Raw genomic sequence first — 6,843 nt, 5'->3', positions numbered from 1 at the left:
CACCGCGCAACGCAGCGATCCGTACGCGCAGCAGGTTGTGCAGACCTTCCCTAAGTGGCTGGCTGCGCCGCGCGCAGTTGGGCTTGCGTCCTGTGATAGATTCCGCCGTGTACCCAGGCAGTCCACTGCCGGCCGTCGCGAGCGCACGCGCGCCCCGGCGCGCGCGCCGATTCTTACCTTTGCCCCCAGGAGTCGACCCGCATGAAGCAGATCACCGCCATCATCAAGCCGTTTAAGCTGGAGGAAGTGCGCGAAGCGCTGGCCGAACAGGGGGTTACGGGCTTGACGGTGACCGAGGTCAAGGGCTTTGGTCGCCAAAAAGGGCACACCGAGCTGTACCGCGGTGCTGAGTACGTGGTGGACTTCTTGCCCAAGGTGCGTATCGACGTGGTGGTGCGCGACGACGACGTGGAGCGGTGCATCGAAGCCATCGTGCGTGCGGCACGCACGGGCAAGATTGGGGATGGCAAGATCTTCGTGACGCCGGTGGAGCGCGTGGTGCGCATCCGCACCGGCGAGGAGGACGACGCGGCGGTGTGAGCGGTTTCGGCGCGCGGTGCGGCGGGGTGCCCATACGCTGCCGTCCCCATCACGGCGGCCGTCAGCGCGCTCCGGGGTCTTACCGTGCGTCGCCACGCCCGCCCCCGGGCGGCACCGGTGGCGCCCTCAGATGCGGCGCAAATCGGCGGGGTGCTGCAGGCCGGCGGCCTCAATCAACTGCGGCAGCAGGGTTTGCGGGTCGTCGCCGACGGTGATCAGATCCCTCTGGATCTGCCCGACGAAGCCCGCCTGCACCGTCTGCGCCAGAAACGCCAGCAGCGTGTCGTAGTAGCCCCCCACGTTCAGCCAGCCGATTGGCTTGTCGTGATAGCCGAGCTGGCGCCAACTCCAAACCTCGAACGCTTCCTCCAGCGTGCCGATGCCGCCGGGCAGAATCAGGAAGGCGTCGGCGCGCTCGGCCATCATCTGCTTGCGCTGGTGCATCGTCTGCACGATGTGCAGTTCGGTGCACTCGCGTTTGGCCCATTCGCGCTGCACCAGGCTGTCGGGTATGATGCCTACTACCGTGCCGCCCGCAGCCAGTGTGGCATCGGCCACGCGCCCCATCAGGCCGTTGTTACCGCCACCGTAGACCAGGCGGCCGCCGTGCTGGCCAATCCATGTGCCTACCCACTCGGCCGCCGCGACATGGCGCGGATCGGCACCGGGGCGCGAACCGCAGAAGACGCACAACGAGAAGGCGGGCGCAGGCGGGGGCGACGTCATGGGGATGCGGGGGTGGCGGCGGAGGACGTGGCGACTGCGGCACGGGTGTCGATCAGCCGCGTGCCAGCCCAGGCGTCATGCCAAAATTGCCGCTGCGGATGGAAACGCGCCAGCAGCGCCCACACCGCCACCCAGCCCCCCAGCAGCACCACGACCTCCAGGGTGGGCAGATCCAACAACGCACGCAGCGCCAGCGGCGGCAGAAACCACACCCACGACAGCAGGTAACGGCAGAACGCGCGCGCTTGGCTCAGCGGCCTGCCCAGCCGGTCTACCACGCGGATGTGCCAGGTCTTCATCGCCAGCGTCTGCCCCTTGTGCCAGAACCAGGTGAAGTAGATGCCCAGCACGACGAACAGGAAGGCCTGCTGGGCGTGGCGGTTGTCCAGCGCATGGCGCGTCTGCGTCAGCGCCGAAAACAGATAGCCGGCGATGAACACCACCCCGAACAGCAGCATGCCTTCGTAGAGCCAGCAGGCCATTCGCCTGGGCAATGACGGCGCCTGCAGCGCGACAGCGGTAAAGGGGAGTCGATCATCAGCGGTGGCCATGCGCGCCGCATTGTCGCATGCCAGCGCCAGACGCTGCAGGCCGCGGCCGCAGTGCACAGGCACAGACGGGGCCGCGCCGGTGGCGGACGATGTCACGCGTCGCCGCAAAAATCCGCGCCGCTGTCGTGCCAAAAGCGTGTTGCGGTGCGATAATGTGTGTTGGTATTCACCATTGCCAGCCCGAAACGGGTCAAGGTCGCGGATCGACCGCCATGGCCCTGGCCTCAAGTCCCGACGCCGCCTCACGAGGGCGCGATCGAAGGGGCACCGGAGGTTTTTCGTCAGAGAAATACTGAAAGGTTGTCAACATGGAAATCAGCAAGGCCGAAATGGCGTCGGCCTCCGCCGCCGCGGGACAAGCCGGCGTCGAGCTCATGGGCGCCGAGATCCTCGTGCGCTGTCTGCAGGCCGAGGGGGTGCGGTACGTCTGGGGCTATCCGGGCGGCGCGGTCCTCTACATCTACGACGCGCTGTACAAGCAGGACACCATCCAGCACGTGCTGGTGCGCCACGAGCAGGCGGCGGTGCACGCCGCCGACGGCTACGCCCGCGCCACCGGCGAGGTGGGCGTGGCGCTGGTGACCAGCGGTCCGGGTGTGACCAATGCCATCACGGGCATCGCCACCGCGTACATGGACTCCATCCCGATGGTGATTATCACGGGTCAGGTGCCCACGCATGCCATCGGACAGGATGCGTTTCAGGAGTGCGACACCGTCGGCATCACGCGGCCGATCGTCAAGCACAACTTTTTGGTCAAGGACGTGCGCGACTTGGCGCTGACGATCAAGAAGGCGTTTCACATCGCGCGCACCGGACGCCCCGGGCCGGTCGTCGTCGATATCCCGAAGGATGTCTCGTTCAAGAAAACGCGCTACAGCGGCTATCCGGACAGCGTCACCATGCGCTCGTACAACCCGGTGCGCAAGGGGCATGGCGGGCAGATCCGCAAGGCGGTGCAGCTGCTGCTGAGCGCCAAGCGCCCCTACATCTACACCGGCGGCGGGGTCATCCTGGGCAATGCGGTGGCCGAACTGCGCCAACTGGTCGATTTGCTCGATTATCCCGTCACCAGTACGCTCATGGGGCTGGGAGCGTTTCCGGCCACCGACCGGCGCTTCCTGGGCATGCTGGGCATGCACGGCACCTACGAAGCCAACAACGCCATGCAACACTGTGACGTGCTGCTGGCGGTGGGGGCGCGGTTCGACGACCGCGTCATCGGCAACCCCAAGCACTTCGCGCAAAACGAGCGCAAGATTATCCACATCGACATCGACCCCTCCAGCATCTCCAAGCGCGTCAAGGTCGATGTGCCGATCGTCGGAGACGTCAAGGACGTGCTGACGGAGCTGATCGCGATGATCCGCGACGGCGCGCAGCGGCCCGACCACGAGGGGCTGGCGGCATGGTGGCAGCGTATCGAGAGCTGGCGCGCGCGCGACTGCCTGCGCTATGACCGCGACAACACCGAAGTCATCAAGCCGCAGATGGTCGTCGAGACGCTGTGGAACATGACGCGCAACGATGACGTCTACATCACGTCGGATGTCGGCCAGCATCAGATGTGGGCGGCGCAGTTCTACAAGTTTGATCGGCCACGGCGCTGGATCAACTCGGGCGGCTTGGGGACGATGGGCGTCGGCATCCCGTACGCCATGGGCATCAAGCTCGCGCGTCCGCAGTCCGAGGTGTTTTGTATCACCGGCGAAGGCTCGGTGCAGATGTGCATTCAGGAACTGTCGACCTGCTTGCAGTACAACACGCCGATCAAGATCCTGTCGCTCAACAACCGCTACCTGGGCATGGTGCGCCAGTGGCAAGAAATCGAGTACTCTGGCCGCTACAGCCACTCCTACATGGATGCGCTGCCTAACTTCGTCAAGCTGGCCGAGGCCTACGGGCATGTCGGCCTGCTGGTGGAGCGCCCGCAGGATGTCGAACCCGCGCTGCGCGAGGCGCGGCGTCTGAAGGACCGCACGGTGTTCATCGACTTTCGCACCGACCCGACGGAAAACGTCTGGCCGATGGTGCAGGCTGGCAAGGGCATCACCGAGATGCTGCTCGGCAGCGAGGATCTGTAAGCCGTCGCATCCGTTGTCGGTGGCGCAGCGCGCCGCCTACATACTCAGAGGAATCTATCGCCCGCCAAGCCCGCCGCTTACCGGTGGCGGGGGAGGGCGGAACCGGCGCCCGGCCGGGGCGTCCGCGAAAAGAGGAATCGCACATCATGAGACACATCATCGCCGTCTTGCTGGAAAACGAAGCCGGGGCGCTGTCGCGTGTGGTTGGGTTATTTTCCGCGCGGGGCTACAACATCGAGTCGCTCACTGTGGCCCCCACCGAGGACCCCTCGCTGTCGCGCATGACCATCCAGACCACCGGGTCGGATGACATCATCGAGCAGATCACCAAGCACCTCAACCGTCTCATCGAAGTCGTCAAGGTGGTGGACCTGACCGAAGGGGCCTACACCGAACGCGAGCTGATGCTGGTGAAGGTGCGCGCCGTCGGCAAGGAGCGTGAGGAGATGAAGCGCATGGCCGACATCTTCCGTGGCCGCATCATCGATGTCACCGACAAGAGCTACACCATCGAGCTCACCGGCGACCAGGCCAAGAACGACGCCTTCCTGCAGGCCATCGACCGCAGCGCCATCCTGGAGACGGTGCGCACCGGAGCCTGTGGCATCGGGCGTGGCGAGCGCATCCTGCGTGTGTGAAACGTCCACGGCGACAGTCCGCCTGGTCGCGGCGCACCCTTCGTTGAGGCTCAGCCGCCTTCGCCGTTCGGGGCTGGGTCTGTCGATGCCCGTCGACAGGGCTCACCGCGAACGGCATCTCCCCTTCATCCAACCGGAGCAACCCATGAAAGTGTTTTACGACAAAGACTGTGACCTGAGCCTGATCAAGGGCAAAACGGTGGCCATCATCGGCTACGGCAGCCAGGGCCATGCGCATGCGCAAAACCTCAACGACAGTGGCGTGAAGGTCATCGTGGGCCTGCGCCGTGGCGGCGCGTCGTGGAGCAAGGCCGAGAAGGCCGGGTTGACGGTCATGGAGGTCAACGAAGCGGTCAAAGCTGCCGACGTGGTGATGATCCTGCTGCCCGACGAGCAGATTGCCGACGTCTACAAACACAATGTCGAACCCCACATCCGTCAGGGGGCGTCGCTGGCGTTTGCGCACGGCTTCAACGTGCACTACAACCAGGTCGTGCCGCGCGCCGATCTGGACGTGTGGATGGTGGCGCCGAAGGCCCCGGGCCACACGGTGCGCAGTACCTACTTGCAGGGCGGCGGCGTGCCGCACCTGGTGGCCGTGCACCAGGACAACAGCGGCAAGGCGCGTGACCTGGCCCTGTCGTACGCCATGGCCAATGGCGGCGGCAAGGCCGGCATCATCGAAACTACGTTCAAGGAAGAGACCGAGACCGACCTGTTCGGCGAGCAGGCGGTGCTGTGCGGCGGTGTTGTCGAGCTGGTGAAAATGGGCTTTGAGACGCTGGTGGAGGCGGGTTACGCGCCCGAGATGGCCTACTTCGAGTGCCTGCACGAGCTCAAGCTGATCGTCGACCTGATGTACGAGGGCGGCATCGCCAACATGAACTACTCGATTTCCAACAACGCCGAGTTCGGCGAGTACGTCACGGGCCCCGAGGTCATCAACGAAGAATCGCGCAAGGCCATGCGCCGGGCGCTGCAGCGCATCCAAAACGGCGACTACGCCAAAATGTTCATCGAGGAAGGGCGGCTGAACTACCCGAGCATGACGGCGCGCCGGCGCAACCTGGCCGCGCATCCGATCGAGGTCGTGGGCGCCCAGCTGCGCGCGATGATGCCCTGGATTGCCAAGAACAAGCTGGTCGACCAAAGCCGCAACTGAGACCCCATCCGGCGGCGTGTCCTCGTCGTGGCGCGCTGGCCGCCCGCGCCGGCCGACAGCTGCGCCGGGCGCCTCAGTACGAACCGCGTGGGCCTGGCAGGCCGCTGCGGCATCCAGGCCGCCGGTGCCGCCCGCCGTGGGCGTACACTATGCGCCCTGCGCGCCGCGGTGTGGCCGTTGCGATCGTGGGGGGCTCAGATGGCATGAACGACGCTTTCGACATTTCTGAACCGGCGCAGCCGCGCCGCCCCGCCAAGGGCATCTACGTGTTGCCCAACATGGTGACGCTGGCGGCCCTGTTCGGGGGGTTTTATGCCATCGTGATGGCGATGAACGGGCGCTACGACCTGGCCACGATGGGTATCTTCGTTGCCATGGTGCTCGACAGCCTGGACGGCCGCATCGCGCGCCTGACCAATACGCAAAGCGCCTTTGGCGAGCAGATGGACTCGCTGTCGGACATGGTGTCGTTTGGTGCGGCGCCGGCGCTGGTGGCTTACGAGTGGGCGCTGCGCGACCTCGGGCGCTGGGGCTGGATTGCGGCTTTCGTCTACTGTGCCTGCGCGGCTCTGCGGCTGGCGCGCTTCAACGTCAACACGCACGTGGTGGACAAGCGCTACTTCCAGGGGCTGCCGTCACCGGCCGCCGCGGCGCTGGTGGCGGGCTTCATCTGGCTGGCCACCGACGCCGGTCATGACGGCCAGGGGCTGCAGTGGGTGTTGTTTGCGCTGACCCTGTACGCGGGTCTGACCATGGTCACCAATGTGCCGTTTTACAGCTTCAAAGACTTGAGTCTGCGCAGGAGTGTGCCGTTCGCCACACTGGTGGCGATCGCGCTGGGCATTGCGGTCATCAACATTCACCCGCCAGTGGTGCTGTTTGCGCTGTTCGTGCTGTACGGCCTGTCGGGCTATGTGGTGTATGGGGTGCGCAAGGCCAAGGGGCGTCCGGTCAGCGTGGTTAGCACGTCCACCGACGAGCCCGACGAGCGCGGCCTGCATCATTGAGCGCACCGGCAGGCACCGATTGCACGCGCCTATCGTCGGGGCACAGCAAATGTGTTACATTGAACCCATGGCGCGCTTCTCTGCCCTGCTACTGCTGCTATTCGCCTGCGGGCGGGTGGTGGCGTAGCGCGTCTG

7 protein-coding genes are annotated in these 6,843 nt (G+C 65.5%); 5 read left to right on the top strand and 2 right to left on the bottom strand.

Going from position 1 to position 6,843, the window contains the following annotated elements:
• Positions 1-201 precede the first annotated feature (201 nt).
• Entirely contained in the window at positions 202-540 is a 339-nt protein-coding gene (locus V7Z54_RS03725) for a P-II family nitrogen regulator (protein ID WP_334134449.1), read from the top strand.
• A 126-nt stretch (positions 541-666) separates the two neighbouring features.
• Here the strand turns inward: V7Z54_RS03725 and V7Z54_RS03720 are convergent, their stop codons facing one another.
• Positions 667-1,266 (bottom strand): TIGR00730 family Rossman fold protein, encoded by a 600-nt coding sequence (locus tag V7Z54_RS03720; RefSeq protein WP_334134446.1) that lies wholly within the window; start codon positions 1,264-1,266, stop codon positions 667-669.
• On the bottom strand, positions 1,263-1,817 hold the full coding sequence (locus tag V7Z54_RS03715) for an RDD family protein (protein ID WP_334134445.1): 555 nt from the start codon (positions 1,815-1,817) through the stop codon (positions 1,263-1,265). The genes V7Z54_RS03720 and V7Z54_RS03715 overlap by 4 nt, the downstream gene beginning before the upstream one ends.
• Before the next feature lie 308 nt (positions 1,818-2,125).
• Here V7Z54_RS03715 and V7Z54_RS03710 point away from each other — a divergent pair, with 308 nt between their 5' ends.
• The 4 genes from V7Z54_RS03710 (at position 2,126) to pssA (ending at position 6,708) form a co-directional block, all read left to right on the top strand.
• Positions 2,126-3,901 carry an acetolactate synthase 3 catalytic subunit gene (locus V7Z54_RS03710; protein ID WP_334134444.1) on the top strand — a complete coding sequence of 592 codons (1,776 nt, stop codon included), beginning with the start codon at positions 2,126-2,128 and terminating at the stop codon, positions 3,899-3,901.
• A gap of 146 nt (positions 3,902-4,047) precedes the next feature.
• The gene (gene ilvN, locus V7Z54_RS03705; RefSeq protein ID WP_043701716.1) at positions 4,048-4,539 is read left to right on the top strand and encodes an acetolactate synthase small subunit; all 492 of its coding nucleotides are present in this window, start codon (positions 4,048-4,050) and stop codon (positions 4,537-4,539) included.
• A 145-nt stretch (positions 4,540-4,684) separates the two neighbouring features.
• Positions 4,685-5,701 (top strand): ketol-acid reductoisomerase, encoded by a 1,017-nt coding sequence (ilvC, locus tag V7Z54_RS03700; RefSeq protein WP_334134443.1) that lies wholly within the window; start codon positions 4,685-4,687, stop codon positions 5,699-5,701.
• 203 nt (positions 5,702-5,904) lie between these two features.
• Positions 5,905-6,708 (top strand): CDP-diacylglycerol--serine O-phosphatidyltransferase, encoded by an 804-nt coding sequence (pssA, locus tag V7Z54_RS03695; RefSeq protein ID WP_334134442.1) that lies wholly within the window; start codon positions 5,905-5,907, stop codon positions 6,706-6,708.
• Positions 6,709-6,843 lie beyond the last annotated feature (135 nt).

This window comes from Tepidimonas sp. (assembly GCF_036824975.1).
Lineage (GTDB): Bacteria > Pseudomonadota > Gammaproteobacteria > Burkholderiales > Burkholderiaceae_C > Tepidimonas.
The sequence above is the reverse complement of the archived record's forward strand: the minus strand, read 5'-3'. Positions and strand labels throughout refer to the sequence as shown.

Excerpts from the sequence above, each read along its gene's own strand:
- V7Z54_RS03710 (WP_334134444.1), top strand. The coding sequence starts at position 2,126 with ATGGAAATCAGCAAGGCCGAAATGGCGTCGGCCTCCGCCGCCGCGGGA.
- V7Z54_RS03715 (WP_334134445.1), bottom strand. The coding sequence starts at position 1,817 with ATGGCCACCGCTGATGATCGACTCCCCTTTACCGCTGTCGCGCTGCAG.
- ilvC (WP_334134443.1), top strand. The coding sequence starts at position 4,685 with ATGAAAGTGTTTTACGACAAAGACTGTGACCTGAGCCTGATCAAGGGC.
- pssA (WP_334134442.1), top strand. The coding sequence starts at position 5,905 with ATGAACGACGCTTTCGACATTTCTGAACCGGCGCAGCCGCGCCGCCCC.
- ilvN (WP_043701716.1), top strand. The coding sequence starts at position 4,048 with ATGAGACACATCATCGCCGTCTTGCTGGAAAACGAAGCCGGGGCGCTG.
- V7Z54_RS03720 (WP_334134446.1), bottom strand. The coding sequence starts at position 1,266 with ATGACGTCGCCCCCGCCTGCGCCCGCCTTCTCGTTGTGCGTCTTCTGC.
- V7Z54_RS03725 (WP_334134449.1), top strand. The coding sequence starts at position 202 with ATGAAGCAGATCACCGCCATCATCAAGCCGTTTAAGCTGGAGGAAGTG.